The sequence below is a fragment of the Pseudomonas sp. WC1 genome (assembly GCF_050586565.1).
In the GTDB taxonomy this organism is placed as follows: Bacteria; Pseudomonadota; Gammaproteobacteria; order Pseudomonadales; family Pseudomonadaceae; genus Aquipseudomonas.
This window is the reverse complement of record NZ_JBOBDQ010000001.1, coordinates 75,093-99,569: the sequence shown is the minus strand read 5'-3', so window position 1 is coordinate 99,569 and position 24,477 is coordinate 75,093. Positions and strand designations below refer to the sequence as shown.

The following is a 24,477-nucleotide window of genomic DNA, read 5'->3' as shown; positions in this document are numbered from 1 at the left end:
GGGAACCGAGGAGCCTTTTTCCCTTCTAAGCTCCCTGCAGGCCCTCGCGCCTGTGTATCCATCTCCAGGAGTGTCCCTTCATGTCGTTGCGTTCCCTCGCCCTGTTGTCCTTGTGCGTCGTCCTGACCGCTTGCAGCAAGATCAACCAGGAAAACTATTCCAAGCTCAAGGCCGGCATGAACAAGGCCGAAGTCGAGCAGTTGCTCGGCACGCCCAAGGAGTGTTCCGGCGCGCTGGGCATGAGCAGCTGCACCTGGGGTGACGAGAAGAGCTTCATCAGCGTGCAGTACGCGGCGGACAAGGTCCTGATGTATTCCGGGCAGGGCCTCAAATGAGGCACCTGCACCTGCTGCTGGGCGTGTGCCTGGTGATGCTGCTCGGTGGCTGCGCCACCTCGGCCACCGACCCGCTGGCGCCGAAGACCGCAGGTGCGGTCGACCTCAAGCGTTACCAAGGCAAATGGTTCGAGCTGGCGCGCCTGCCAATGAAGTACCAGGACGGTTGCGCCCAGTCCGAGGCCCATTACAACCTCAAGCCCGATGGCACGGTCGGCGTGCTGAACCGTTGCCGTACCCTGGGTGATGAATGGCTGCGTGCCGAGGGCCATGCGACGCCGCAGCAGGCGGGGCATACCGACAAGCTGTGGGTGGAGTTCGACAATTGGTTCACCCGCCTGGTGCCCGGGGTGGCCAAGGGGGACTACTGGATCCTGTTCGTCGACGAGCGCTATCGCACGGCGATTGTCGGCAGCCCGGACCGCAAGTACCTGTGGATTCTTTCACGTACGCCTTCGTTGCCGGCGTGGGAGCGTGAAAACCTGCTGGCCAAGGCGCGGCAGCAGGGCTTTGATACCAGCCGCCTGATCTGGCGCACGTCCGACAAGAGCATCGTCGCCCGGCATTGAGGACGCCATCGCGGGGCAAACCCGCTCCCCACGCTACCTGTGGGGGCGGGCCCCGCGATGTTTCGACTGTCAGTCCAGCAACTGACGCAGCACTTGTACAAACGCTGCCGCGCTTTCCTCCTCCTGTTCATGCCGCCCTTGGCGCACAGCCCACTGCCCGTTGACCATCACATCGCGTACCTGGCGATCAGAACCCGCGAACAACCAGCGGTTGAGAATGGCATCGCCGTCGGCCACGGCCAGATACGGATCCTGCCCGTCCAGTACCAGCCAGTCCGCCCGCTTGCCAACGGCCAGTTCGCCGATCGGCTGCCCCAGCGCCTGGGCACCGCCCAGCAGCGCGGCGTCGTACAAGGTTCGACCAACCATCGGCTGATCGGCGCGGTACAGGCGATTGCGCCGCTGGTCACGCAGGCGCTGGCCATACTCCAGCCAGCGCAGTTCCTCGACCACGCTCAAAGACACATGGCTGTCCGAGCCGATACCCATCCGCCCGCCCTGGGCCAAATAGTCCACCGCCGGGAAGATGCCGTCACCCAGGTTCGCCTCGGTGGTCAGGCACAATCCGGCCACCGCGCCACTGCGGGCCATGGCGGCAACTTCGCCGGCTTCGGCGTGGGTGGCATGGACCAGGCACCAGCGCTGATCGACATCGACCTGCTCGTACAGCCATTGCAGTGGACGGCGGCCGCTCCAGGCCAGGCAGTCATCGACTTCCTTCTGTTGCTCGGCAATGTGGATATGGATCGGGCAGGTCCTGTCGCCCGCACCGAGCACATCGGTGATCTGCCCTGGTGTCACGGCGCGTAGCGAGTGGAAGCACAACCCCAATGTCTGCGCCGGCTGTTGTGCCAGCAATGGCGCTAGTTGCTGTTGCAGGCGCAGGTACTGTTCGGTTGAGTTGATGAAGCGCCGTTGGCCGTCATTGGGCGCCTGGCCGCCAAACCCGGCGTGGCTGTACAGGACCGGCAGCAAGGTCAGGCCGATGCCGCTGGCGGCTGCGGCGGCGCTGATGCGTCGCGACAGTTCGGCGGGGTCCGCGTAGGCCTGGCCGTGCTGGTCATGGTGCACATAATGGAATTCGGCCACCGAGGTGTAGCCGGCCTTGAGCATCTCGATATACAACTGGCGCGCGATGACCTGCAGTTGCTCCGGCGTGATCCGGCCGACCAGGCGGTACATCAGTTCGCGCCAGGTCCAGAAGCTGTCATTGGGATTGCCGGCCACTTCCGCCAGCCCTGCCATGGCCCGCTGGAACGCATGCGAGTGCAGGTTGGGCATGCCTGGCAACAGCGGGCCGCCCAGGCGCTCGGCGCCTTTGGCGTCGGCATCGGTCATGATCGCGGCCAGCCGACCGTCGGCAGCGACCTCCAGGCGGACATTGCGGGCCCAGCCCGAAGGGAGCAGGGCGCGTTCGGCGAAGTAGGCGGGCATCGGTGAAATCCTGTTATTGTTAACTTGTATATACATATACAGCCGTTTGCCTGCCGGGTAAACTCCGGCAAGCTACCGTTCACTCCAACCGCACAAGGATTCAACGCCGTGCCGACACTTCCTGTCTCCGCGCTGGTTGCCCAGATGGGCGAAGGGCCGGCGCCGCTCTACGCCCGGGTGAAACAGATGATCATCCAGCAGATCGAGAGCGGCAACTGGCCGCCTCATCACCGCGTGCCATCGGAAAGCGAACTGGTCAGCGAGCTGGGCTTCAGCCGCATGACCATCAACCGCGCACTGCGCGAACTCACCGCCGAAGGCCTGCTGGTGCGCATGCAGGGCGTCGGCACTTTCGTCGCCGAGCCCAAGAGCCGCTCGGCGCTGTTCGAGGTCAACAACATCGCCGACGAGATCGCCGGCCGTGGCCACCAGCATAGCTGCCAGGTGATAAAGCTTGCCGAAGAGGCCGCCGGCTCTGAGCGCGCCCTGGCCCTGGACATGCGCGAAGGGCAGCGGGTGTTCCACTCGCTGATCGTGCATTACGAAAATGGCGTGCCGGTGCAGATCGAGGACCGCTACGTCAACGCTGCCATCGCTCCGGATTACCTCAAGCAGGATTTCACCCGGCAGACGCCCTACGCCTACCTGTCGCAGGTGGCGCCGCTCACTGAAGGCGAGCACGTGGTCGAGGCGATCCTTGCCGAACCTGAAGAATGCAAGCTGCTGCAGATCGAGCGGGGCGAGCCGTGCCTGTTGATCCGCCGTCGCACCTGGTCGGGGCGCCAGCCGGTCACCGCTGCGCGCCTGATCCACCCCGGTTCCCGTCACCGTCTGGAAGGACGATTCAGCAAATGACCCAGTTGCAGCTGTTGCGTGCCCAGGACTACCCGCGCATGCCCTGGAAGAACGGTGGCGGTTTCACCGAAGAGATCACCCGCGACGCAGGCGACAGCCTGGACGGTTTCGGCTGGCGCCTGTCGATCGCCGATATCGAGGAGTCCGGTGGTTTTTCCAGCTTCACCGGGTACCAGCGGATCATCACCGTATTGCAGGGCGATGGCATGCGCCTGCTGGTCGATGGCCAGGCCAGCCGGCCGTTGCTGCCGTTCGATGCGTTCGCCTTCAGTGGCGAAAGCCAGGTGAGCTGCAAGCTGTTGGGCGGGGCGATTCGCGATTTCAACCTGATCTATGCGCCGCAGCGGTATCGGGCGCGGTTGCAGTGGTTCGATGGCAGTAGCCGGCTCTTCAGCTCGGCGTCGACGCTGTTGCTGTTTGCCGCCAGCACTCATGTCGAGGTGGGGCTGGCTGGGGAGGAGACGCAGCAGCTTGGGCGCTATGACTGTCTGCGGATCGATGGCAATGAAGGGTTGCTGGAAATGGATGTACAGGGGCGGTTCTGCCTGATCGAGCTGATTTCACACTGATCTGTCATCGCTGAAAGGGGCTGCTATGCAGCCCATCGCTGGCAAGCCAGCTCCCACATGGGCCAAGTGAACCCTGTGGGAACTGGCTTGCCAGCGATGGGGCGCGTAGCGGCCCCTTTTTCGTTTTTCGTCCGAGGAATGGTCACTCTTTTTTGGTTGCCTATGCTTGTACATACAAGTAAAGGTGTGTTTGTATAGTCACCACGACACACACATGCCGTCGGACGACCGCAGAGGACATCCCCGTGACTGACAACAACAAGTACCGTGACGTAGAAATCCGTGCCCCGCGTGGCAACAAGCTGACCGCCAAGAGCTGGCTCACCGAAGCCCCGCTGCGCATGCTGATGAACAACCTCGACCCGCAGGTCGCCGAAAACCCGAAAGAGCTGGTGGTGTACGGTGGCATCGGCCGCGCCGCGCGCAACTGGGAGTGCTACGACAAGATCGTCGAGACCCTGACCCGCCTGGAAGACGACGAAACCCTGCTGGTGCAGTCGGGCAAGCCGGTCGGCGTGTTCAAGACCCACAGCAACGCCCCGCGCGTGCTGATCGCCAACTCCAACCTGGTGCCGCACTGGGCCAACTGGGAACACTTCAACGAACTGGATGCCAAGGGCCTGGCCATGTACGGCCAGATGACCGCCGGCAGCTGGATCTACATCGGCAGCCAGGGCATCGTCCAGGGCACCTACGAAACCTTCGTCGAGGCCGGCCGCCAGCACTACAACGGCAGCCTCAAGGGCAAGTGGGTACTGACCGCGGGCCTGGGCGGCATGGGCGGCGCCCAGCCTCTGGCGGCAACACTTGCCGGCGCCTGCTCGCTGAACATCGAGTGCCAGCAGAGCCGCATCGACTTCCGCCTCGAGACCCGCTACGTCGACGAGCAGGCCACTGACCTGGACGACGCCCTGGCGCGCATCGCCAAGTACACCGCCGAAGGCAAGGCCATCTCCATCGCCCTGCACGGCAACGCCGCCGAAATCCTGCCAGAGCTGGTCAAGCGTGGCGTGCGCCCGGACATGGTCACCGACCAGACCAGCGCCCACGACCCGCTCAACGGCTACCTCCCGGCCGGCTGGACCTGGGAACAGTATCGCGACCGCGCAGTGACCGACCCGGCTGGCGTGGTCAAGGCCGCGAAACAGTCGATGGCCGTACATGTACAAGCCATGCTCGACTTCCAGAAGCAGGGCATCCCGACCTTCGACTACGGCAACAACATCCGCCAGATGGCCAAGGAAGAGGGCGTGGCCAACGCCTTCGACTTCCCGGGCTTCGTCCCGGCGTACATCCGCCCGCTGTTCTGCCGCGGTGTCGGCCCGTTCCGCTGGGCTGCGCTGTCCGGTGACGCCGAGGACATCTACAAGACCGACGCCAAGGTCAAGGAACTGATCCCCGACGACGCCCATCTGCACCGCTGGCTGGACATGGCCCGCGAGCGCATCAGCTTCCAGGGCCTGCCGGCGCGTATCTGCTGGGTTGGCCTGGGCCTGCGCGCCAAGTTGGGCCTGGCCTTCAACGAAATGGTCCGCAGCGGCGAGCTGTCGGCGCCGGTCGTCATTGGCCGCGACCACCTGGACTCGGGCTCGGTGTCCAGCCCCAACCGTGAAACCGAAGCCATGCGCGACGGCTCCGACGCGGTCTCCGACTGGCCGCTGCTCAACGCCCTGCTCAACACCGCAGGCGGCGCCACCTGGGTTTCGCTGCACCACGGCGGCGGCGTGGGCATGGGCTTCTCCCAGCATTCGGGCATGGTCATCGTCTGCGACGGTACCGATGAAGCCGCCGAGCGTATCGCCCGCGTACTGACCAACGACCCGGGCACCGGCGTGATGCGCCACGCCGACGCCGGCTACCAGATCGCCATCGACTGCGCCAAGGAGCAGGGCCTGGACCTGCCGATGATCACCGGCTGATCGCCGCGCTTTGGATCGCACCCTTCACGGGTGATACTGAACAACAAGAAGGGGGCCATGGCCCCCGCGATTGGAGTAGCGAAGTGACCGAATTGACCCTCAAGCCCGGCACCCTGACCCTGGCCCAACTGCGCGCCATCCACGCCGCGCCCGTGCGCCTGCAGCTCGATGCCAGCGCCGCGCCCGCCATCGACGCCAGCGTCGCCTGCGTCGAGCAGATCATCGCCGAAGACCGTACCGCCTATGGCATCAACACCGGTTTCGGCCTGCTGGCCTCGACCCGCATCGCCAGCCACGATCTGGAAAACCTGCAGCGCTCGCTGGTGCTGTCGCATGCCGCCGGTATCGGCGCGCCACTGGACGACGACCTGGTACGCCTGATCATGGTGCTCAAGATCAACAGCCTGAGCCGTGGTTTCTCCGGTATCCGCCGCAAAGTCATCGATGCGCTGATCGGCCTGGTCAACGCCGAAGTCTACCCACACATCCCGCTGAAAGGTTCGGTCGGCGCCTCCGGCGACCTGGCGCCGCTGGCGCACATGTCGCTGGTGCTGCTGGGCGAGGGCAAGGCCCGCTACAAGGGCCAGTGGTTGCCGGCCTCTGAAGCCCTGGCCGTCGCTGGCCTGGAGCCGCTGACCCTGGCCGCGAAAGAAGGCCTGGCCTTGCTCAACGGTACCCAGGCGTCCACCGCCTACGCCCTGCGTGGCCTGTTCCAGGCCGAAGACCTGTACGCCGCGGCCATCGCCTGTGGCGGCCTGAGCGTCGAGGCGGCGCTGGGTTCGCGCTCGCCGTTCGATGCGCGCATCCATGAAGTGCGCGGTCAGCGTGGCCAGATCGATACCGCCGCCTGCTTCCGCGACCTGCTGGGCGATTCCAGCGAAGTCTCGCTGTCGCACAAAAACTGCGACAAGGTCCAGGACCCGTACTCGCTGCGCTGCCAGCCGCAAGTAATGGGTGCCTGCCTGACCCAGATCCGCCAGGCCGCCGAAGTGCTGGGCATCGAAGCCAACGCTGTATCGGACAACCCGCTGGTGTTCGCCGCCGAGGGTGACGTGATCTCCGGTGGTAACTTCCACGCCGAGCCGGTGGCCATGGCCGCCGACAACCTGGCCCTGGCCATTGCCGAGATCGGCTCGCTGAGCGAGCGCCGCATCTCGCTGATGATGGACAAACACATGTCCCAGCTGCCGCCGTTCCTGGTGGAAAACGGTGGTGTGAACTCCGGCTTCATGATCGCCCAGGTCACCGCAGCCGCCCTGGCCAGCGAGAACAAGGCACTGTCGCACCCGCACAGCGTCGACAGCCTGCCGACCTCCGCCAACCAGGAAGACCATGTCTCGATGGCCCCGGCCGCCGGCAAGCGCCTGTGGGAGATGGCCGAGAACACCCGTGGCGTGCTGGCCATCGAATGGTTGGGCGCCTGCCAGGGTCTGGACCTGCGCAAGGGGCTGAAGACCTCCGCCAAGCTGGAACAGGCGCGCCAGGCGCTGCGTCGCGAAGTGCCGCACTATGACCGCGACCGCTTCTTCTCGCCGGATATCGAGGCGGCTGCCGCGTTGCTGGCCAAAGGCACGCTGACCGGGCTGCTGCCGGTTGGCGTTCTGCCAAGCCTGTAACGCCCTCGGGGCCGCTTTGCGGCCCATCGCCGGCAAGCCGGCTCCCACAACTGCTTGTGTGGGAGCCGGCTTGCCGGCGATTGGGCTGCGCAGCAGACCCCATCCCGATATCACGACCAGAACAACAATAAGGACGTGACATGCAACAAGCTCAAGGTCTCAAGCGCGGGCTATCGGCCCGGCACATCCGTTTCATGGCGCTCGGTTCGGCAATCGGTACCGGGCTTTTCTACGGTTCGGCCTCGGCCATCCAGATGGCCGGCCCGGCCGTGCTGCTGGCCTACCTGATCGGCGGCGCCGCAGTATTCATGGTCATGCGCGCCCTCGGCGAAATGGCCGTGCACAATCCGGTGTCCGGCTCCTTCGGCCACTACGCCAGCACCTACCTCGGCCCCATGGCCGGCTTCATCCTCGGCTGGACCTACGCCTTCGAGATGGTCATCGTCGCCATCGCCGACGTCACGGCCTTCGGGATCTACATGGGCTTCTGGTTCCCCGAAGTGGCACGCTGGATCTGGGTACTCGGTATCGTCTTCCTGATCGGTGGCCTGAACCTGTGCAACGTACGGGTGTTCGGCGAGATGGAGTTCTGGCTGTCGCTGCTCAAGGTCGGCGCCATCGTCGCGATGATCCTCGCAGGTCTCGGCATCATGGCCTTCGGTTTCAGCCAGGTGGGCACCGGGCAGCCTGTCGGGGTGAGCAACCTGTTCGAACATGGCGGCTTCATGCCCAATGGCGTCAGCGGCCTGATCGCTTCGTTCGCGGTGGTGATGTTCGCCTTTGGCGGCATCGAGATCATCGGCGTCACCGCAGGTGAAGCGAAAGACCCGCAACGCGTGATCCCGAAAGCGATCAACGCCGTGCCGCTGCGCATCCTGCTGTTCTACGTGCTGACCCTGTTCGTGCTGATGTGCCTGTACCCCTGGCCGCAGATCGGCAGCCAGGGTAGCCCGTTCGTGCAGATCTTCAGCAACCTGGGGATTGGCTCGGCAGCGGCGGTGCTGAACATCGTAGTGATTTCAGCAGCCATCTCTGCGATCAACAGCGACATCTTCGGCGCTGGCCGGATGATGTACGGCCTGTCCCAGCACGGCCAGGCGCCGCGTGGCTTTGGCAAGCTATCCAGGCACGGTGTGCCGTGGATGACCGTGGTGGTGATGGGGGCGGCGCTGCTGGTCGGCGTTCTGCTCAACTACCTGATCCCGGAGAACGTGTTCCTGCTGATCGCTTCGATCGCCACCTTCGCCACCGTGTGGGTGTGGCTGATGATCCTGGTCACCCAGGTTGCCATGCGCCGCAGCATGAGCCGCGAGGAAGTCGCCCAGCTCAAGTTCCCGGTACCCTTCTGGCCCTATGGCCCGGCCCTGGCCATTGCCTTCATGGTGTTCATCTTCGGTGTGCTCGGCTACTTCCCCGACACCCAGGCGGCATTGATCGTCGGGGTAATCTGGGTGGTGTTCCTGGTGGCCTCCTACCTGCTGTGGTGCAAACCACGCGCCGGTGGTGGCGAGCCGGTCCGGGAATCTGCCGAGCTGCAACGCTGAATTAGAAAGGAGATCCTGATGAGAACCCTCTGGCAGCACTGCCACGCCGCGACCATGACCGAAGGCCGTTACTCGGTCATCGAGGACGCGGCGATCGTCACCAGCGCGGGCCTGATCGAGTGGATCGGGGCCCGCGATGAGGTGCCGCCGGTCGCGGCCGACCGCGTCGTCGACCTGGGCGGCGCCTGGGTCACCCCCGGGCTGATCGACTGCCACACCCACGCCGTGTTCGGTGGCAATCGCAGCGGCGAGTTCGAGCAGCGCCTGGAGGGCGTCAGCTATGCCGAGATCGCCGCCCAGGGCGGCGGTATCGCCAGCACCGTGCGGGCTACCCGTGCCGCCAGCGAGGACGAACTGCTGGTGAGTGCCCGTCAGCGCGTCCAGGCGCTGATGCGCGACGGCGTGACCACGATCGAAATCAAGTCCGGCTACGGCCTGGACCTCGAGAGCGAGCGCAAGATGCTGCGTGTTGCCCGGCGCCTGGGCGAGGAGCTGCCCGTGACCGTGCGCAGCACCTGCCTGGCGGCCCATGCCCTGCCGCCGGAATACGCGGGGCGGGCCGACGATTACATCGCACACATCTGCGATGTCATGCTCCCGGCATTGGCTGCCGAGGGCCTGGTGGACGCGGTGGATGCGTTCTGTGAGCACCTGGCGTTCTCCCCTGCCCAGGTCGAGCGGGTATTCATCAAGGCTCGTGAGTTGGGGTTGCCGGTGAAACTGCACGCCGAGCAACTGTCGTCGTTGCACGGTTCGAGCCTGGCGGCGCGTTATCACGCGCTGTCGGCCGATCACCTGGAGTTCATGACCGAGGAAGATGCCATCGCCATGGCCGAGGCCGGTACGGTGGCTGTGCTGCTGCCGGGGGCGTTCTACTTCCTGCGCGAAACCCAGTTGCCGCCAATGGATGCTTTGCGCCGGCACGGCGTGAAGATCGCCCTGGCCAGCGACCTCAACCCCGGCACCTCGCCGGGGCTGTCACTGCGCCTGATGCTGAACATGGGCTGCACCTGTTTTCGCATGACCCCCGAGGAAGCCCTGGCGGGTGTCACCGTGCACGCCGCCACCGCCCTGGGCCTGGGCGACAGCCATGGTTCGCTGGAAGAGGGCAAGGTCGCGGACTTCATCGCCTGGCAGATCGAACGCCCCGCCGACCTCAGCTACTGGCTCGGCGGTGACTTGCCCAAGCGCGTGGTGCGCCTGGGTCATGAGATAACCCACTGAGCGAGGCGACATGGACAAAGTATTGAGTTTCCACCAGGGCCGCCTGCCGCTGTTGATCAGCATGCCCCATGCCGGGCTTGGCCTGACCGACGCCGTGCGCGACGGGCTGGTCGAGCCGGCGCGCAGCCTGCCCGACACCGATTGGCACATCCCGCGGTTGTACGACTTTGCCCGCAAGCTGGGTGCCAGCGTGGTAGCGGCGGAGTACTCGCGGTTCGTCATCGACCTGAACCGGCCGGATGACGACAAGCCGCTGTATGCCGGCGCTACCACCGGGTTGTATCCGGCGACGCTGTTCGAGGGGGAACCGTTGTTCAAGGAAGGCAAGGCGCCCAGCCCTGAGCAGCGGGCCGTGTACCTGGAGCAGATCTGGCGGCCGTACCACGACACGATTCGTCGCGAGCTGGCGCGGATGCGTGAAGAGTTTGGCTATGCGTTGCTGTGGGATGCCCACTCGATCCGGTCGGTGATTCCGCATCTGTTTGATGGGAAGTTGCCGGATTTCAATCTCGGCACGTTCAATGGCGCCAGTTGCGATCCGGTATTGGCTGAGCGGCTGCAGGGTGTTTGCGCCGAGTTCCCCGCTTACAGCCATGTGCTCAACGGGCGTTTCAAGGGTGGGCATATCACCCGCCATTATGGGGATCCGGCCGAGCATATCCATGCGGTGCAGCTGGAACTGGGGCAGTGCACCTACATGAATGAAGTGGAGCCGTTCGGTTATCGCGATGATCTGGCGCGGCCGACGCAGGTGGTGTTGCGGCGGTTGCTGGAGACGGTGCTGACGTGGGGCGAGGAGCGCTATCAGGGTGGTTCGCGGGGGTAGAGCGTTCGACCGTGTCACGGCCGGCAGGTGTTCGCCACGACCCTTTTGGCGCTCGATCTTGAGGGCGCTGAAGAGCCCGTGTCGGGCACCTGTCAGCCCTGATGCAATCTCGAACCATGCCCTCCCGGGCATCACGCTTCACCCTTGCCCCCATCGCCAGCAACTCCAAAACCCCGACGATTCACACGGACACATGCTCTGCGCGCAATTCAGGTTTATGATGCCCAACGGCAGATTAAATCCTCACACGGAGTGCGCGATGCAGACCCTCTACCCGCAGATCAAACCCTACGCCCGGCACGATCTGGCCGTGGAAGCGCCGCATGTGCTGTACGTCGATGAAAGCGGCTCGCCCGAAGGTCTGCCCGTGGTGTTCATCCACGGCGGCCCAGGCGCTGGTTGCGACGCCCAGAGCCGTTGCTACTTCGACCCCAATCTCTACCGCATCATCACCTTCGACCAGCGCGGCTGTGGTCGCTCCACGCCCCACGCGAGCCTGGAGAACAACACCACCTGGCACCTGGTCGAGGATCTGGAGCGCATCCGTGAGCACCTCGGCATCGACAAATGGGTACTGTTCGGCGGCTCCTGGGGCTCCACCCTGGCCCTGGCCTATGCCCAGACCCACCCCGAGCGCGTGCATGGGCTGATCCTGCGCGGGATCTTCCTGTGCCGCCCGCAGGAAATCAGCTGGTTCTACCAGGAGGGCGCAAGCCGCCTGTTCCCCGATTACTGGCAGGACTACATCGCACCGATTCCACCGGAAGAGCGTGGCGACCTGGTCAAGGCTTTCCACAAGCGCCTGACCGGCAACGACCAGATCGCCCAGATGCATGCGGCCAAGGCCTGGTCCACCTGGGAAGGCCGTACCGCCACCTTGCGGCCGAACCCGTTGGTGGTCGACCGCTTCTCCGAACCCCAGCGCGCCCTGTCCATCGCCCGCATCGAATGCCATTACTTCACCAACAACGCGTTCCTCGAGCAGGATCAGCTGATCCGCGACATGCCGAAGATCGCCCATCTGCCGGCGGTGATCGTGCATGGCCGCTATGATGTGATCTGTCCGCTGGACAACGCCTGGGAACTGCACCAGGCCTGGCCGAACAGTGAGTTGAAGGTGATCCGCGACGCCGGCCACGCCGCCTCCGAGCCGGGTATCACCGACGCTCTGGTACGCGCGGCCGACCAGATGGCGCGACGCCTGCTCGACCTGCCCCTGGAAGAGGCATGAAAGGGCTGATCCAGCGTGTGCGTGGCGCACGGGTGGAAGTGGCGGGGGAGACCGTCGGCGCCATCGACCAAGGGCTGCTGGCGCTGGTGGCGGTCGAGCCAGGCGATTCGCCTGAGCATGCCGACAAACTGCTGCACAAACTGCTGAACTACCGAGTGTTCAGCGATGAGCAGGGCAAGATGAACCGCTCGCTCAAGGATGTCGGTGGCGGCCTGTTGCTGGTGTCGCAGTTCACCCTGGCCGCCGACACCTGCAACGGCATGCGCCCGAGCTTCTCGACGGCTGCGCCACCGGCCCTTGGCGCTGCGCTTTTCGACTATCTTTTGAATCAGGCACAAGGTCAGCACCGGCAGGTGGCCAGTGGTCGCTTCGGCGCTGACATGCAGGTGCATCTGGTCAATGATGGCCCGGTAACATTTATGTTACAAATATGAGGTCAAAAAACCCTTTGTTTGGCGAAAACAAGGGGTTTTGTACGATAAATAGTTTGTTCAGCCTGATGCGTTGTAACGCGACCTGCTGGATAATCGCGCGCTGCATGAACCTGCGTTCGCAGGTTCGTTTCACTTTGACTCGAGCATTGTCAGGATCCGTTTGGGGAATCATTACGCCCTCACGGGGTCCGAACAGTGCTCGCCAACCCGGCATTTGTCGCTGGCCGTTGGTTTCATGATCTGTTTTCGGCGAGGATTGCTCGTGATTGTAAGCCCCTGTATTGCACCTAGAATCCCCGGTATCCGGCTGCGCAAGGCCCTGTTGGCCGGCGTGGCGCTGGTCGGCCTGATGAGCGCGGGCCAGCTGTGGGCATTCAATCTGGACGATGTTGCAGCCAAGGCAAAGGATCTGGCCGGTCAGAAGTTCGAGGCACCGAAGAGCAACCTGCCACCGGTGTTCCGCGACATGAAGTACGCCGACTACCAGAAGATCCGCTTCCTGCAGGAAAAGGCCGAGTGGGCCAAGGACAAGACGCCGTTCAAGCTGTCCTTCTATCACCAGGGCATGCACTTCGACACGCCGGTGACCATCAACGAGATCACCGCCAACAAGGTCAAGGAAATCAAGTACGACCCGAGCCGCTTCGAGTTCGGTGACGTGCCCCATGACGCTGATGCCACCAAGAACCTCGGCTATGCCGGCTTCCGTGTGCTCTACCCGATCAACAAGGCCGACAAGCAGGACGAGATCATGACCCTGCTTGGCGCCAGCTACTTCCGCGTGGTCGGCAAAGGCCACCGCTATGGCCTGTCGGCCCGCGGCCTGGCAATCGATACCGCACTGCCGTCGGGCGAGGAATTCCCGCGTTTCCGCGAATTCTGGATCGAGAAGCCCAAGCCGAAAGACAAGCACCTGGTGATCTACGCACTGCTTGACTCGCCGCGCTCCACCGGTGCCTACAAGCTGACCCTGCGCCCTGGCGAGGACACCCTGGTCGACGTCAAGTCGCGCGTCTACCTGCGTGAAAACGTCAGCCGTCTGGGCATCGCCCCGCTGACCAGCATGTACCTGTTCGGCCCCAACCAGCCGTCGAAGGTCATGAACTACCGCCCGGCCCTGCATGATTCCGAAGGTCTGGCCATCCACGCCGCCAACGGCGAGTGGCTGTGGCGCCCGCTGAACAACCCGAAACACCTGGCCGTGAGCAACTTCAGCGTCGAGAACCCGCGTGGTTTCGGCCTGCTGCAGCGCCAGCGCGCCTTCAGCGACTATGAAGACCTCGACGACGAGTACGAAAAGCGTCCGAGTGCCTGGATCGAGCCGAAGGGTGATTGGGGCAAGGGCACCGTCGACCTGGTCGAGATTCCGACCGCCGACGAGACCAACGACAACATCGTGGCCTTCTGGAGCCCGGAAAAACTGCCTGAGCCAGGCAAGCCGTTCGAATACGACTACCGCCTGCGCTGGACCATCAAGGAAGACCAACTGCACTCGCAGGAGCTGGGGTGGGTCAAGCAGACCCTGCGCTCTGCCGGTGACGTCAAGCAGTCCAACCTGATCCGTCAGACCGACGGCAGTGTTGCCCTGCTGGTCGATTTCATCGGCCCGAACCTTGCGGCGTTGCCGGCGGACACCGCCGTGCGCAGCCAGGTCAGCGTCGGCGACAACGCCGAAGTGGTCGAGAACAATCTGCGTTACAACCCGGAAACCAAAGGCTGGCGCCTGACCCTGCGCCTGAAGGTGCAGGATCCGAAGAAGTCCACCGAGATGCGCGCCGCGCTGCTGCGTGACGTGCCGGTCGAGCAACCGAAGCCCGCCAAGGAAACCAAGCAGGACAAGGCCGCGGCCAAGCACGCCCACGCCAAGGCTGAGAAAGCCAAGGCCGAGCAGGCTGCCGAGCAACCCGCCGCCGACGCGGCATCCACCAACGGGGCCCCGGCCACCACCGAGAAGGTGCTGACCGAGACCTGGAGCTATCAGTTGCCTGCCGATGAGTAACTCAAGCGCAAGGCCGGAATCGCTTGGCGAGTACCTGGCCCACCTCCCCCTGAGCGACGAGCAACGCGCGGAACTTGCCCGTTGCACCTCGTTCAGCGAGCTGCATCAACGCCTGGCGGCCAACCCGGCCGCCGCCACCACCGAGGCCGTCCAGGCTTCGGTGGGGGCCCGTCTTACCGTAGGCAGCGCCGCCGAACTGGAAGAGGCCGAGATGCTCGGCGTCGATGGCAGCGGCCGCCTGTGCCTGAAGATCGCCCCACCGATCAAACGCACCAAGGTCGTGCCCGAGCCGTGGCGCACCAACGTGCTGATCCGCATGTGGCGGCGCATGACCGGTCGCACCAACGCCCCGCAGCCGCCCAAGCGCGAGCTGCCCCCGGCACGCTGGCGCACGGTCGGCTCGATCCGCCGCTACATCCTGCTGACCTTGATGATTGGCCAGACCATTGTCGCCGGCTGGTACATGAAGGGCATCCTGCCGTACCAGGGCTGGTCGTTCGTCGACCTCGACGAAGTCATCCACCAGCCACTGTGGGACACCGTGGTGCAGGTGTGGCCGTATGCGCTGCAGACGTCCATCCTGATCCTCTTCGGCATCCTGTTCTGCTGGGTATCGGCGGGCTTCTGGACCGCGCTGATGGGCTTCCTCGAGCTGCTCACCGGGCGTGACAAGTACAAGATTTCCGGCAGCAGCGCCGGCAACGAGCCGATTCCCGCCGAGGCGCGTACCGCGCTGGTGATGCCGATCTGCAACGAAGACGTGCCACGGGTGTTCGCGGGCCTGCGTGCCACCTTCGAGTCGGTGGCTGCCAGCGGCAACCTCGACCGCTTCGACTTCTTCGTGCTCAGCGATACCAACGACACCGATATCGCCGTGGCCGAACAACAGGCCTGGCTCGACGTGTGTCGCGAGACCAAGGGCTTCGGCCGCATCTTCTACCGTCGTCGCCGGCGCCGGGTGAAGCGCAAGAGCGGCAACCTCGACGACTTTTGCCGCCGCTGGGGCGGCGATTACAAGTACATGGTCGTGCTCGACGCCGACAGCGTCATGAGCGGCGAGTGCCTGAGCAGCCTGGTGCGCCTGATGGAGGCCAACCCGGACGCCGGCATCATCCAGACCGGGCCGAAAGCTTCGGGCATGGATACCCTTTATGCGCGCATGCAGCAGTTCGCTACCCGCGTATACGGCCCGCTGTTCACCGCCGGCCTGCACTTCTGGCAGTTGGGGGAGTCGCACTACTGGGGCCACAACGCGATCATCCGCATGAAGCCATTCATCGAGCACTGCGCCCTGGCGCCATTGCCGGGCAAGGGCGCGTTTGCCGGTGCAATCCTTTCCCACGACTTCGTCGAGGCCGCACTGATGCGTCGGGCCGGCTGGGGCGTGTGGATCGCCTACGACCTGCCGGGCAGTTACGAAGAGCTGCCGCCGAACCTGCTCGACGAGCTCAAGCGCGACCGTCGCTGGTGCCACGGCAACCTGATGAACTTCCGCCTGTTCCTGGTCAAGGGCATGCACCCGGTGCACCGCGCTGTGTTCCTCACTGGCGTGATGTCGTACCTGTCGGCGCCGTTGTGGTTCCTGTTCCTGGTGCTGTCGACCGCGCTTCTGGCGACCAACACGCTGATGGAGCCGCAATACTTCATCGAACCGTTCCAGCTCTACCCGCTGTGGCCGCAATGGCACCCGGAGAAGGCCATCGCGCTGTTCTCCACCACCATCGTGCTGCTGTTCCTGCCCAAGCTGCTCAGCGTCATCCTGATCTGGGCCAAGGGTGCCACCGAGTTTGGCGGGCGTATCAAGGTCACCTTGTCGATGCTGATGGAGATGCTGTTCTCCATGCTGCTGGCACCGGTGCGGATGATCTTCCACACCCGTTTCGTGCTGGCCGCGTTCCTCGGCTGGGCCGCGACCTGGAATTCGCCGCAGCGTGACGACGACTCGACTCCGTGGAGCGAGGCGGTACGTCGCCATGGTCCGCAGACCCTGCTGGGCATCGCCTGGGCCGGCCTGGTGGCCTGGTTGAACCCGAGCTTCCTGTGGTGGCTGGCGCCGATCGTCGGCTCGCTGGTGCTGTCGATCCCGGTCTCGGTGATCTCCAGCCGCACCCGCCTGGGCCTGGCGGCCAAGGACGAGAAGCTGTTCCTCATCCCTGAGGAATATGCGACGCCGCAGGAACTGCTGGCCACCGACCAGTACACCCACGAGAACCGCTGGCATGCCCTGCACGACGGCTTCGTGCGGGCCGTGGTCGACCCACGCCAGAACGCCCTGGCCTGCGCCATGGCCACGGCGCGTCACGGCCAGGCGGCGCCGATCGAGGCGCTGCGCGTTGAGCGTGTGGCCAAGGCGCTGGAAGTGGGGCCACAGGGCCTGGACCTGAACACCCGCCTGGCGCTGCTCAGCGACCCGGTGGCGCTGTCGCGCCTGCACGAGCAGGTATGGGCCGGGCACAACACGGCGTGGATCGATGTATGGCGCGCGTCCATCGCCAACGACCCACACTCGCCGCTGCTGCCGCTGCATCCGGAGCACGTGGTCCAGCCAGCACTGGCTTGACTCCGTCGTACCGATAATCGCGGGGCAAGTCGGGCCGCCGCATCGCCGCACCCACGCCGTATCAACGGTGCGTGGGAGCGGCGATGCGGCGGCCCGACTTGCCCCGCGATTGTTTTTCCCTCATCGATTTTTGGCCAACAAAGTCCCCACCGGCTCTAGGTCCCGGCCTTCGCATGCGTTAGCATCCGTCCCGACATTACGCATCGGTCTGTAGGGCCGTGCTTACAAGAAAAATCTGCGTACTTCTTGCTAGGGGACTTGGTGATGATGAAGAAATACCTGTCGCGACTGCTGGTAGGTGCGACCGCCCTGATCGCGGTAGCCACCGCCCAGGCCGGCGCCATCGATGACGCGGTCAAGCGCGGCACCCTGCGTGTGGGCATGGACCCGACCTACATGCCGTTCGAAATGACCAACAAACGCGGCGAGATCATCGGCTTCGAAGTCGACATCCTCAAGGCCATGGCCAAGTCGATGGGCGTCAAGCTGGAGATGGTCTCCACCGCCTACGACGGCATCATCCCGGCGCTGATGACCGACAAGTTCGACTTCATCGGCAGCGGCATGACCCTCACCCAGGAACGCAACCTGCGCCTGAACTTCAGCGAGCCCTTCATCGTCGTCGGCCAGACCCTGCTGATCCGCAAGGAGCTGGCGGGCGAGATCAAGTCATACAAGGACCTGAACAACGAGAAGTACCGCCTCACCTCCAAGCTTGGCACCACCGGCGAGATGGTCGCGAAGAAGCTGATCGGCAAGGCCAAGTACCATGGCTACGACAACGAGCAGGAAGGGGTGATGGACGTGGTCAACGGCAAGGCCGACGCCTTCGTCTACGATTCGCCCTACAACGTGGTGGCGGTGGAGAAGGCCGGCGCCGGCAAACTGGTGTTCCTGGAAGAACCCTTTACCTACGAGCCACTGGCGTTCGGCCTGAAGAAGGGCGACTACGACAGCATCAACTACATCAACAACTTCCTGCACCAGATCAAGCATGACGGAACCTACGATCGTATCCACGACAAGTGGTTCAAGAACAAGGACTGGCTGAAGGAAATGGAATAAGGCCAGGGCCAAAAACCCAAGCGCTGACCTCGACGCGCAGGTAAACCCTGCGCGTTCGCATTTACGGAAGTACCCCACGTGATCAAACACAAGAAAGCACAGTGGCCCTGGCACGGGCTGACCGCGCTGGTCCTGGTGGGCCTGGCGATCAGCCTGTACCTGGCCACCTCGATGATTTCCTACGAGTGGCGCTGGAACCGTGTTCCGCAATACTTCGCCTACAAGGCCGAGGAAACCCAGCGTGCCGCCAACCCTGGCACGGTCGAGGAAATCGTGGTGTCCGGCGACAACGCCCGGGTCACCCTGAAGGATGAGAGCGGCGACACCCAGGTCGTCGAAGTGGCCAAGGACAGCATGCTGCTGGCCCGTGGCGACGACGTCGCCGAGGGCGATGCCATCGGCGTCACCCGCCACTGGGCCGCCGGGCCCCTGGCCTGGGGTCTTTGGACCACGCTGTGGATCTCGGTCATCTCCGGCGCCCTGGGCCTGGTGATCGGCCTGTTCGCTGGATTGTGTCGGCTGTCGAGCAACCCCACCCTGCGCGACCTGTCCACGGTGTATGTCGAACTGGTGCGCGGCACGCCGCTGCTGGTGCAGATCTTCATCTTCTACTTCTTCATCGGTACCGTGCTCAACCTGTCCCGCGAGTTCGCCGGGGTGGCGGCGCTGGCACTGTTCACCGGCGCCTACGTGGCCGAGATCGTCCGTGCCGGCGTGCAGTCGATCGCCAAGGGCCAGAACGAGGCGGCGCGCTCCCTGGGCCTGAACGGCGCCCAGTCGATGCGTCACGTGATCCTGCCCCAGGCCTTCAAACGCGTGCTGCCACCGCTGGCCGGGCAGTTCATCAGCCTGGTCAAGGACACCTCGCTGGTGTCGGTGATCGCCATCACCGAACTGACCAAGAGCGGCCGCGAGGCCATCACCACCTCGTTCTCGACCTTCGAGATCTGGTTCTGCGTGGCGGGCCTGTACCTGCTGATCAACCTGCCGCTGTCGCACATCGCCAGCCGGCTCGAGCGGAGGCTTGCGCAAAGTGATTGAAGTCCGTGACCTGCTGAAAGTCTTCGACACCCGCGGCCAGGTGGTGCGTGCGGTGGACAACGTCACCACCCAGGTCGCCAAGGGCGAGGTGGTGGTAGTGCTGGGCCCGTCCGGCTCGGGCAAGTCCACTTTCCTGCGTTGCCTGAACGGCCTGGAGCATTTCGACCAGGGCCATGTGTCCATCAACGGCGTGCAACTGGACGACCCGAAAACCGACATCAACGCCTACCGCCGTGAAGTCGGCATGGTGTTCCAGCATTTCAACCTGTTCCCGCACATGACCGTGCTGGAGAACCTGTGCCTGGCGCAGAAGGTGGTGCGCAAGCGCAACAAGGCCGATCGGGAAGCCAAGGCCCGGGCGTTGCTGGAAAAGGTCGGTATCGCCCAGAAAGCCAACGAGTACCCGTCGCGCCTCTCCGGTGGCCAGCAGCAGCGGGTAGCCATCGCCCGCGCCCTGGCGATGGACCCGAAGGTGATGTTGTTCGATGAGCCGACCTCGGCGCTCGACCCGGAAATGGTCGGCGAGGTGCTGGATGTGATGAAGACCCTGGCCCAGGAAGGCATGACCATGGTCTGCGTGACGCACGAGATGGGCTTTGCCCGGGAAGTGGCTGACCGTGTGTTGTTCTTCGACCACGGCAAGCTGCTGGAGGATTCGCCGCCCCAGCAGTTCTTCGCCGCGCCGAAGGACCCACGGGCCCAGGCGTTCTTGCGGCAAGTTTTGTGAGGGTTTTGAGGCCTGCGTAATTCGTGGGTGCAATATATCTGATCAAGCTGTTCAGGCCTCTTGCCATATATTGGTGAGAGGCCTGGCTGTCGAAATACCTCTAGCCTCCAATCAAAGAACGCTCTCTCTTGATCTTGATCTTGATCTTGATCTTGATCTTGATCTTGATCTTGATCTTGATCTTGATCTTGATCTTGATCTTGATCTTGATCTTGATCTTGATCTTGATCTGCTTTTGCTTCTAAGTGCGCGATAGTTCAGGCGACACAAATTGCGACTTCAGGAGCCCTCCGTTCGGCCACCTGAAGTCGCGAAGTTACGGGCGGCGCCTGGGCTGACGTAGCTGTCGCTAGTGGGCTGTGGGGGGGAACCTTCTGATCGCCAAAGCCAAAGCCCGGGGCTGGGAATTTGAACGCACGGCCGGAAGGCCTAAAGGCTGAACCGCCCCACCATGCCCCGCAACTGCTGCCCCAAGTGCTCCAGTTCCCCGCTTGAAGCAGCGGTCTGCTCACTGGCCGCACTGGTCTGGTCCGACACATCACGTACATTGATCACGCTGCGGTTGATCTGCTCGGCAACCACGCTCTGTTGCTCGCTGGCCGTGGCGATCTGTTGGTTCATGCCCTGGATGCTCGATACCGTTTCGGTGATCTGCCCCAGCGCGGCACCCGCCTTGCGGCTGAGCTCGACACTCTGCCCGGTCAGGCTCTTGCTGTCGTCGAGCAGGCCGGTGACCTCGTCGGTACCACGATGCAGGCTGTCGATCAGCAGCTCGATTTCCTCGGTAGACTGCTGCGTGCGCTGGGCCAGGCCGCGCACTTCATCGGCCACCACGGCGAAGCCCCGCCCGGCTTCCCCCGCCCGGGCTGCCTCAATGGCGGCGTTGAGCGCCAGTAGGTTGGTCTGCTCGGAAACCGACTTGATCACATCTAGAATCGATCCGATGCGCTGGCTTTCACCGGCCAGGTGGCCCATCGCGGTGAGGCAGCGGTCCATCTGGCTTGCCAGTTGCTCGATGCGGGCGATGGCTTCAGCCACCACCTGGTCGCCCAGCTGTGCCTGATGATCGGCGGCGGTTGCCGCCAGCGAGGCCTGTTCGGCGTTCTGCGCGACTTCCTGTACCGTGGCACTCATCTGGTTCATGGCCGTGGCCACCTGATCGGTCTCTTCGCGCTGCTGGCTGATGCGCTCGCGCGTATCCACGCTGGCGCAGGCCAGCTCTGCCGCTGCCTTGGACAACTGGCCGACGCCCTGATCGATGCCGCCGAGCAGCTCGCGCAGGCTCAAGGTCATCTCCCGCATGCTCGCCTGTAGCTGGCCCATCTCGTCACGGCGGTGCACCGTCTGTACCTGGCTGAGATCGCCACGGGCGATGCGCGCGGCCTGGGACAGCACCTGACGCAGAGGTTGAGTGACCTGCCGGGTGATCAGCCAGGCGGCCAGGATGCCGAACACCAGCGCCAACACGGCCACGCTGGTCAGCAACGAACGGTCGGCCAGGACCTCGTTGTCGCGCTGCTCGACCTTGCGCTCGCTCAGTTCACGGCTCACGGCCTGCAGTTCGTCGCCCATTTTCTCCATGCCGTCCTGCAGTTGCTCAACCTTGAGCGCGGCCTCGCGGTATTGGCGCAGGGTGTCGCGGTAGCGGTCCAACTCCACCTGTGGCCGCTGGGTCAATGTGGCGGGCAGTTCCAGTGGGGCAATGGCCCGCAGCAACTGCCCCAGGCTGACGTTCGCCGCCTGCAGCGCGGCATCGCCCATGCTGGCGAAACTGTCCTGGGGCGAGTAGGTATAGGCCGGCACTTGGCTTTGCTGGCTGGCGGACTCGATATGACGGCCCAGGGTATCCATAAGCCCGACTACGCTGCCTTGCTGGCCATCGCCGGGCAGCTTGAGCAAGGCCTGGGTCTGCAGTTCGTCGATCACAGCTTCGAGCACGCCTGCCTGCGCCTGCATCGCCGCACGCAAGCCTTCGCGGCTGTCCACGGTGCCTTGCAGGATGGCGAAGTCGGCCTTCAGGCGCTGCAGCAGCTGCAGTTTCTGGTTCAGCATCTGCCGCGACGAATCGACGCCGCTGCGTTGTTGCAGCAGGGTCAGGCGGTCGTGCAACTGCTCCAGGATGGTCGCGATGCGGGCCTTGCTGACGTCGTCGGCAAGCACCCGGTAAGTGATGCGCTCGGCACGCAGGTCACGGGTCAGGTCGTTGAGTTGACCGATGTCGCTGAGCTGCTCCGAGCGCTGGATGGCGCCGTCCAGGGCGCGCCAGCCGCTGAGCGTGGTGGCCAGGGTGAGCAGCAGAACCACGGTGAAGCCCAGGGCGAGCTTGAGCCCGACGCCAAGGTTGCCGAGCTGACGGTCAAGGTATCCGAACATGGCAGGTCTCCGTCCAATTGAGAAATGGCCATAGCGCTATGTTGCCGCTATGACCCTTGCTCATCGGCAGGGAGTCCGTCGGACTGGACCTGTAAATAGGGTAGGAAAAGTCCTTGCGGGCTGAAGGGCAAAGCCTACAGCCCGTAAGGCGCAGTCTAGAGCCTGAAACGTCCTACCAGACCCTGCAGGTGAGTCCCCAGGCGCGCCAGCTCGACGCTGGAGCTTGCCGTCTCCTCGCTGGCCGCGGAGGTCTGGTCGGAGATATCGCGCACGTTCATCACGCTGCGGTTGATCTCCTCGGCCACGGCGCTCTGTTGCTCGGCGGCTGTGGCGATCTGCTGGTTCATTGACTGGATCGACGACACAGTGCGGGTGATGGTGCCCAGCGAATCGCCGGCGCGGCGCGTCAGTTCCACGCTGCTGTCGGTGAGGGCACGGCTGCTGTCCATGACACCGGCCACGCGCTCGGTGCCGTTCTGCAGGCTGGCAATCAGCTCCTCGATCTCTTCGGTGGACTGCTGGGTGCGCTGGGCCAGGCTGCGCACTTCGTCGGCGACCACGGCGAAGCCACGGCCTGCCTCGCCGGCACGGGCCGCCTCGATGGCGGCGTTGAGGGCCAGCAGGTTGGTCTGCTGGGCCACCGATTTGATCACATCGAGCACACTGCCGATCTTGTCGCTCTCGGCCTTTAGCTGGTTCATCGCTTCGCTGGAGTTGACCACTTCGCTGGCCAGGCGCTCGATCTGGCTGATCGCCTCGCCCACCACCTTGTCACCTTCGCGGGCCTGTTGGTCGGCCATTAGTGCCGCTTCCGAGGCCTGTTCGGCGTTGCGCGCCACTTCCTGGACGGTGGCGGCCATCTCGTTCATGGCGGTGGCGACCTGGTCGGTCTCGACCTTCTGGTTGTTGACCCCGGCGCTGGTCTGCTCGGTCACCGCCGACAGTTCCTCGGCAGCACTGGCGATTTGCGTCACGCCGTCGCCGATGCCGCCGATCAGCTCGCGCAGGCTTTGGGTCATGCGCTGCATGCTGGCCTGCAACTGGCCCAGCTCGTCGCGCCGGTCGGCCTTGAGGTCCTGGCGCAGGTCGCCACCGGCCACGCGTTCTGCGGCGGCGAGGGTCTGGCGCAGGGGCACGATGATCTGTCGGGTAATGGCGAACGCGGCAAGCACGCCCAGCAGCAAGGCCAGCGCCGTGGCACCGGCCAGCAGGGTCTTGGCCTGCTGGGTGCCCTGATCGCGCACGGTTGTTTGCGAAACGGTCATTGCCTGGCTGGCGTCCAGCAGCACCTGGCCCTGTGCGGACATGCGCGTCAACGCTTGCTCGCTGGCGGCCTGGGCATTGCCGAACTGGTTCACCGCGTCGCGGTAGGCGGCCAGCGCGCTGGCGGCGTCGTCCAGGCTGGCGGCGAACTCGGCCGGGAGCCTGGCGGGCAGGGCCTTGAGCACGGTCAGGGCCTGGTCGATGGCAGTGAGCGCGGTCTGCTGGAATTCGGCCTTGCCGCTGTAGGTGTAGCCGCGTACCTGGAAGCGCGCCTGCTGCAGCAGCGCCGCGACCTGCACAGCTTCCTGGTACTGCTGGATATCCCCGCCCTGCCACAGGCGCTGCTGGACCTTGCCGATCAGGTCGGCGGCCTTGTCGGCGCTGTCGCCCAGGGTGCCGCGGCTGGCCTCGCGGCGCTGGCCGGCCTGCCTGAGCTCGGCAAAGGCTTGCTGGTATTGGCGTACGGCGTCCTGTTGCTTGTCCAGACGCTGGCGGTCGGCGGGCAGTTCGATCTGGCCGATCATGAGCTGTACTTGGCGCTCAAGATTGGCCAGGGCCTTCTCCAGCTCGGCCACGGAAGCGTCATCACGGCTGCGCTCGTAGGCCAGGCGGGCGAGACGCAGGTCCTGGGTGTACTGGTGGATCACCGAGATGTTGCCGAGCTTGTCGCCACGGCTGGTGACGCTGTCGATGCCCAGCCAACCGGTGAAGGTGATGCCCAGGGTGAGCAGCAGCACCAGGCCGAAGCCGATCCCCAACTTGCGATTGACGCTTACATTTCCCAATGACTGGGCAAACCAACGGTACATAGACGACTCCCCGGCGCGTGGCAGTGCGGATTATTGTTTTGTTGCATAGGGCATCGGCGCACGGCGGGGAAACTTGATGGGAAA

At 64.4% G+C, this 24,477-nt stretch carries 19 protein-coding genes and 2 pseudogenes; 16 read left to right on the top strand and 5 right to left on the bottom strand.

The window, feature by feature from the left end:
* The first annotated feature begins 80 nt into the window (after nucleotides 1–80).
* Together bamE and ACQ4OD_RS00445 are read left to right on the top strand one after the other, a co-directional pair.
* On the top strand, nucleotides 81–335 hold the full coding sequence (bamE, locus tag ACQ4OD_RS00450; RefSeq protein ID WP_011536093.1) for an outer membrane protein assembly factor BamE domain-containing protein: 255 nt from the start codon (nucleotides 81–83) through the stop codon (nucleotides 333–335).
* Nucleotides 332–904, top strand: coding sequence for a lipocalin family protein (locus tag ACQ4OD_RS00445; protein ID WP_139674073.1), 573 nt, complete (start codon nucleotides 332–334; stop codon nucleotides 902–904). The genes bamE and ACQ4OD_RS00445 overlap by 4 nt, the downstream gene beginning before the upstream one ends.
* A 69-nt stretch (nucleotides 905–973) precedes the next feature.
* Here the strand turns inward: ACQ4OD_RS00445 and ACQ4OD_RS00440 are convergent, their stop codons facing one another.
* On the bottom strand, nucleotides 974–2,338 hold the full coding sequence (locus ACQ4OD_RS00440) for a formimidoylglutamate deiminase (protein ID WP_198755748.1): 1,365 nt from the start codon (nucleotides 2,336–2,338) through the stop codon (nucleotides 974–976).
* A 144-nt stretch (nucleotides 2,339–2,482) separates the two neighbouring features.
* Here ACQ4OD_RS00440 and hutC point away from each other — a divergent pair, with 144 nt between their 5' ends.
* The 14 genes from hutC (at nucleotide 2,483) to ACQ4OD_RS00370 (ending at nucleotide 19,948) form a co-directional block, all read left to right on the top strand.
* The gene (hutC, locus tag ACQ4OD_RS00435) at nucleotides 2,483–3,193 is read left to right on the top strand and encodes a histidine utilization repressor (RefSeq protein WP_173862408.1); all 711 of its coding nucleotides are present in this window, start codon (nucleotides 2,483–2,485) and stop codon (nucleotides 3,191–3,193) included.
* A complete protein-coding gene (locus ACQ4OD_RS00430) occupies nucleotides 3,190–3,762 on the top strand; it encodes a HutD/Ves family protein (RefSeq protein WP_139674067.1) in 573 nt (190 codons plus the stop codon). Before hutC ends, ACQ4OD_RS00430 begins: the two co-directional genes overlap by 4 nt.
* Nucleotides 3,763–4,007: 245 nt before the next feature.
* Nucleotides 4,008–5,681 carry a urocanate hydratase gene (gene hutU / locus ACQ4OD_RS00425; protein ID WP_038706939.1) on the top strand — a complete coding sequence of 558 codons (1,674 nt, stop codon included), beginning with the start codon at nucleotides 4,008–4,010 and terminating at the stop codon, nucleotides 5,679–5,681.
* A gap of 83 nt (nucleotides 5,682–5,764) precedes the next feature.
* The gene (hutH, locus tag ACQ4OD_RS00420; RefSeq protein WP_139674064.1) at nucleotides 5,765–7,297 is read left to right on the top strand and encodes a histidine ammonia-lyase; all 1,533 of its coding nucleotides are present in this window, start codon (nucleotides 5,765–5,767) and stop codon (nucleotides 7,295–7,297) included.
* A 140-nt stretch (nucleotides 7,298–7,437) separates the two neighbouring features.
* On the top strand, nucleotides 7,438–8,841 hold the full coding sequence (locus ACQ4OD_RS00415) for an amino acid permease (RefSeq protein ID WP_430943692.1): 1,404 nt from the start codon (nucleotides 7,438–7,440) through the stop codon (nucleotides 8,839–8,841).
* Between the two features lie 18 nt (nucleotides 8,842–8,859).
* Nucleotides 8,860–10,065, top strand: coding sequence for an imidazolonepropionase (gene hutI / locus ACQ4OD_RS00410; protein ID WP_139674059.1), 1,206 nt, complete (start codon nucleotides 8,860–8,862; stop codon nucleotides 10,063–10,065).
* A 10-nt stretch (nucleotides 10,066–10,075) separates the two neighbouring features.
* Nucleotides 10,076–10,891 (top strand): N-formylglutamate deformylase, encoded by an 816-nt coding sequence (gene hutG / locus ACQ4OD_RS00405; protein ID WP_430943691.1) that lies wholly within the window; start codon nucleotides 10,076–10,078, stop codon nucleotides 10,889–10,891.
* 259 nt (nucleotides 10,892–11,150) lie between these two features.
* Complete coding sequence (gene pip, locus ACQ4OD_RS00400; protein WP_046853900.1) at nucleotides 11,151–12,122, top strand: prolyl aminopeptidase; 972 nt, start codon at nucleotides 11,151–11,153, stop codon at nucleotides 12,120–12,122.
* Complete coding sequence (gene dtd, locus ACQ4OD_RS00395) at nucleotides 12,119–12,556, top strand: D-aminoacyl-tRNA deacylase (RefSeq protein WP_430943690.1); 438 nt, start codon at nucleotides 12,119–12,121, stop codon at nucleotides 12,554–12,556. Before pip ends, dtd begins: the two co-directional genes overlap by 4 nt.
* Nucleotides 12,557–12,818: 262 nt before the next feature.
* Nucleotides 12,819–14,555, top strand: coding sequence for a glucan biosynthesis protein G (locus ACQ4OD_RS00390; protein WP_110700374.1), 1,737 nt, complete (start codon nucleotides 12,819–12,821; stop codon nucleotides 14,553–14,555).
* The gene (gene mdoH / locus ACQ4OD_RS00385) at nucleotides 14,548–17,115 is read left to right on the top strand and encodes a glucans biosynthesis glucosyltransferase MdoH (RefSeq protein ID WP_139674050.1); all 2,568 of its coding nucleotides are present in this window, start codon (nucleotides 14,548–14,550) and stop codon (nucleotides 17,113–17,115) included. The genes ACQ4OD_RS00390 and mdoH overlap by 8 nt, the downstream gene beginning before the upstream one ends.
* 267 nt (nucleotides 17,116–17,382) lie before the next feature.
* The gene (locus ACQ4OD_RS00380; protein ID WP_167335937.1) at nucleotides 17,383–18,180 is read left to right on the top strand and encodes a transporter substrate-binding domain-containing protein; all 798 of its coding nucleotides are present in this window, start codon (nucleotides 17,383–17,385) and stop codon (nucleotides 18,178–18,180) included.
* Nucleotides 18,181–18,258: 78 nt separating this feature from the next.
* Entirely contained in the window at nucleotides 18,259–19,221 is a 963-nt protein-coding gene (locus tag ACQ4OD_RS00375) for an amino acid ABC transporter permease (protein ID WP_046853904.1), read from the top strand.
* A complete protein-coding gene (locus ACQ4OD_RS00370) occupies nucleotides 19,214–19,948 on the top strand; it encodes an amino acid ABC transporter ATP-binding protein (protein WP_102685493.1) in 735 nt (244 codons plus the stop codon). Before ACQ4OD_RS00375 ends, ACQ4OD_RS00370 begins: the two co-directional genes overlap by 8 nt.
* 429 nt (nucleotides 19,949–20,377) lie before the next feature.
* On the opposite strand, the gene ACQ4OD_RS00365 is transcribed toward ACQ4OD_RS00370, so the two are convergent.
* From ACQ4OD_RS00365 to ACQ4OD_RS00350, 4 genes and pseudogenes are all read right to left on the bottom strand, one after another.
* Complete coding sequence (locus tag ACQ4OD_RS00365; protein ID WP_430943716.1) at nucleotides 20,378–21,241, bottom strand: methyl-accepting chemotaxis protein; 864 nt, start codon at nucleotides 21,239–21,241, stop codon at nucleotides 20,378–20,380.
* A pseudogene (locus ACQ4OD_RS00360) lies at nucleotides 21,233–22,321 on the bottom strand (methyl-accepting chemotaxis protein); the annotation flags it as partial. The gene ACQ4OD_RS00365 and the pseudogene ACQ4OD_RS00360, both read right to left, overlap by 9 nt.
* A gap of 155 nt (nucleotides 22,322–22,476) precedes the next feature.
* On the bottom strand, nucleotides 22,477–23,181 hold the full coding sequence (locus ACQ4OD_RS00355) for a methyl-accepting chemotaxis protein (RefSeq protein WP_408980304.1): 705 nt from the start codon (nucleotides 23,179–23,181) through the stop codon (nucleotides 22,477–22,479).
* Nucleotides 23,182–23,379: 198 nt separating this feature from the next.
* A pseudogene (locus tag ACQ4OD_RS00350) lies at nucleotides 23,380–24,393 on the bottom strand (methyl-accepting chemotaxis protein); the annotation flags it as partial.
* Nucleotides 24,394–24,477: the final 84 nt, after the last annotated feature.

What these genes read in the sequence shown, in the direction of transcription:
- bamE (WP_011536093.1), top strand. Translation starts at nt 81, where the DNA reads ATGTCGTTGCGTTCCCTCGCCCTGTTGTCCTTGTGCGTCGTCCTGACC.
- ACQ4OD_RS00445 (WP_139674073.1), top strand. Translation starts at nt 332, where the DNA reads ATGAGGCACCTGCACCTGCTGCTGGGCGTGTGCCTGGTGATGCTGCTC.
- ACQ4OD_RS00440 (WP_198755748.1), bottom strand. Translation starts at nt 2,338, where the DNA reads ATGCCCGCCTACTTCGCCGAACGCGCCCTGCTCCCTTCGGGCTGGGCC.
- hutC (WP_173862408.1), top strand. Translation starts at nt 2,483, where the DNA reads ATGGGCGAAGGGCCGGCGCCGCTCTACGCCCGGGTGAAACAGATGATC.
- ACQ4OD_RS00430 (WP_139674067.1), top strand. Translation starts at nt 3,190, where the DNA reads ATGACCCAGTTGCAGCTGTTGCGTGCCCAGGACTACCCGCGCATGCCC.
- ACQ4OD_RS00415 (WP_430943692.1), top strand. Translation starts at nt 7,438, where the DNA reads ATGCAACAAGCTCAAGGTCTCAAGCGCGGGCTATCGGCCCGGCACATC.
- hutI (WP_139674059.1), top strand. Translation starts at nt 8,860, where the DNA reads ATGAGAACCCTCTGGCAGCACTGCCACGCCGCGACCATGACCGAAGGC.
- hutG (WP_430943691.1), top strand. Translation starts at nt 10,076, where the DNA reads ATGGACAAAGTATTGAGTTTCCACCAGGGCCGCCTGCCGCTGTTGATC.
- pip (WP_046853900.1), top strand. Translation starts at nt 11,151, where the DNA reads ATGCAGACCCTCTACCCGCAGATCAAACCCTACGCCCGGCACGATCTG.
- dtd (WP_430943690.1), top strand. Translation starts at nt 12,119, where the DNA reads ATGAAAGGGCTGATCCAGCGTGTGCGTGGCGCACGGGTGGAAGTGGCG.
- mdoH (WP_139674050.1), top strand. Translation starts at nt 14,548, where the DNA reads ATGAGTAACTCAAGCGCAAGGCCGGAATCGCTTGGCGAGTACCTGGCC.
- ACQ4OD_RS00380 (WP_167335937.1), top strand. Translation starts at nt 17,383, where the DNA reads ATGAAGAAATACCTGTCGCGACTGCTGGTAGGTGCGACCGCCCTGATC.
- ACQ4OD_RS00365 (WP_430943716.1), bottom strand. Translation starts at nt 21,241, where the DNA reads ATGACCTTGAGCCTGCGCGAGCTGCTCGGCGGCATCGATCAGGGCGTC.
- ACQ4OD_RS00355 (WP_408980304.1), bottom strand. Translation starts at nt 23,181, where the DNA reads ATGGCCGCCACCGTCCAGGAAGTGGCGCGCAACGCCGAACAGGCCTCG.